Raw genomic sequence first — 1,966 nt, forward strand, 5'->3', positions numbered from 1 at the left:
GCCCGCGCGCTGACCGAGAGCGGATTCCAGGGCCGGCGGATGGGCATCCAGCACGCCATGGAACCGGCCTTCCTGGCGGACGCCGGTCCGGCCGCCGAGGGCTGGCTGTTCAGCGCCCTTTTCGCCGATCCGTCGGCCGTTCCCGCGGCAGCCGCGTTCGTCGTCGCCCACCGTGCCGCGTACGGGCAACCGCCTGCCCGCTGGGCCACCGAGGCGTACGACGCCGTGGGCCTGCTGGGCGCGGTCCTGACCGCGCTGGGGGAGGAGGGGCGGGACCGGGCGGGTGTGACCCGCCGGATCTTCCGGACGGCCCACGAGGGCCTGGCCAAGCCGCTGTCCTTCGACCCCGACACCCACGTGCTGACCAGACCCCGCACCGCCCACCTCTACCAGGTCGAATCCGGCGCGTACCGGTACCTGGGCATCTACCCGGACGTGAGCCCGGCATCCGCGCCGTGAACGGGGGCCGGGGGTGCCTACTCGAACCGGCTGGTGTCGCCCGCGCCCCGGCGTACGATCTCGACCTCACCGCCGGAGAAGTCGATGACGGTGGTCGGCTCGGTACCGCAGTCACCCGAATCCAGTACGGCGTCCACCTCGTGGTCGAGCCGCTCCTTGATCTCCCAGCCCTGCGTCATCGGCTCGGGCTCGTCGGGCAGCAGCAGGGTGCTGGAGAGCAGCGGCTCGCCCAGCTCGGCGAGCAGCGCCTGAGTGACGACGTGGTCGGGAATCCGGACGCCGACCGTCTTCTTCTTCGGGTGCAGCAGCTGGCGCGGCACCTCCGACGTCGCGGGGAGGATGAAGGTGTAACTGCCGGGGGTCGCCGCCTTGATGGCGCGGAACACGTCGTTGTCGATGTGGACGAACCGGCCCAGCTGGGCGAAGTTCTGGCACACCAGGGTGAAGTGGTGACGGTCGTCCAGGTTCCGGATCGACCGGATTCGGCTGATGCCGTCGCGGTTGCCCAGCTGGCAGCCCAGCGCGAAGCAGGAGTCGGTCGGGTATGCGACGAGCTTCCCGCCACGGATCATGTCGACCACGCTGTCGATGGTGCGCCGCTGGGGATTCTCGGGGTGAACGTCGAAGTATTTCGCCATCCGCCGAGCGTACGCGGTCGGGACCCCCGCGCCGGTACGGCCGGCCCGTCCGCCGAGCGGTGCCGGCCCGGGGGAGTTCCGTAGGGTCGGGTACGTGAGATCACTGATCATCAAGCCGTCGGTGCCGCAACAGGTGCTGTCCGCAGGGCTGTTCACCGCAGCGATCGCCGCCGTCGGGGCCGGCATGGCCGACCTGTGGTGGGGGATACCGGCGGCGCTCTGCTCGTACGCCGCCGGCCGCGGGCCCGGGCCGGGCCGGAGCGCGGCGGCGGCCCTGGCCCTGCTGCTCGTGGCAGCCGTGCCGGCCGTGGTCCTGGTACCCGAGTGGCTCGGGTGGGCGACCCGGTTCGTACTGGTGCTGCTGTGCGCGGCGATGCTTCCGTGGTTCGCCGGCCGCTTCGTGCGCCAGTACCGCGAACTGGTGCGCGCCGGATGGGAGCGGGCCGCGCGGCTGGAGAGGGAACAGCGGCTGCTCGCCGAACAGGCCCGACTGCGCGAGCGGACCAGGATCGCGCAGGACATGCACGACCTCCTCGGCCACGAACTCAGCCTCATCGCCCTGTCGGCGGGAGCGCTGCAGCTGGCCACCGGCCTCCCCGAGGCCCACCGCACCGCCGCGCGGGACATCAGGTCCCGGGCCGGCGCGGCCGTGGACCGGCTCGGCGAGGTGATCGGCGTCCTGCGCGAACCCTCGGACCCGGAGCCCGGGCCGGGTAGCGGTTCGGACACCGGGCTCACCGCGATCGAGGGACTGGTGGACGGGGCCGTCGAGGCGGGACTCGACGTCCGGCTGCGGGTGGAGGGCTCACCGGCGCCCGCCGCGCTGCCGCGGGCCGTCGACCGGGCCGTGTACCGCGTCGTCCAGGAGG

3 protein-coding genes are annotated in these 1,966 nt (G+C 72.8%); 2 read left to right on the forward strand and 1 reads right to left on the reverse strand.

What is annotated here, in order from left to right; translation table 11 throughout:
* The coding region (locus ACWGIU_RS36780) for an ABC transporter substrate-binding protein (RefSeq protein ID WP_453712418.1) at nt 1-459 on the forward strand (459 nt) is incomplete at its 5' end.
* Between the two features lie 17 nt (nt 460-476).
* Here ACWGIU_RS36780 and ACWGIU_RS36785 read toward each other — a convergent pair.
* Nucleotides 477-1,097, reverse strand: a complete 621-nt coding sequence (locus tag ACWGIU_RS36785; RefSeq protein ID WP_453712419.1) for an L-threonylcarbamoyladenylate synthase — start codon at nt 1,095-1,097, stop codon at nt 477-479.
* Nucleotides 1,098-1,191: 94 nt separating this feature from the next.
* Here ACWGIU_RS36785 and ACWGIU_RS36790 point away from each other — a divergent pair.
* The coding region (locus ACWGIU_RS36790) for a sensor histidine kinase (protein WP_453712420.1) at nt 1,192-1,966 on the forward strand (775 nt) is incomplete at its 3' end.

The organism is Streptomyces sp. NPDC054840 (assembly GCF_053611065.1).

Bases quoted from the DNA above. Each gene is read 5' to 3' on its own strand.
- ACWGIU_RS36785 (WP_453712419.1), bottom strand. From the start codon at position 1,097: ATGGCGAAATACTTCGACGTTCACCCCGAGAATCCCCAGCGGCGCACC.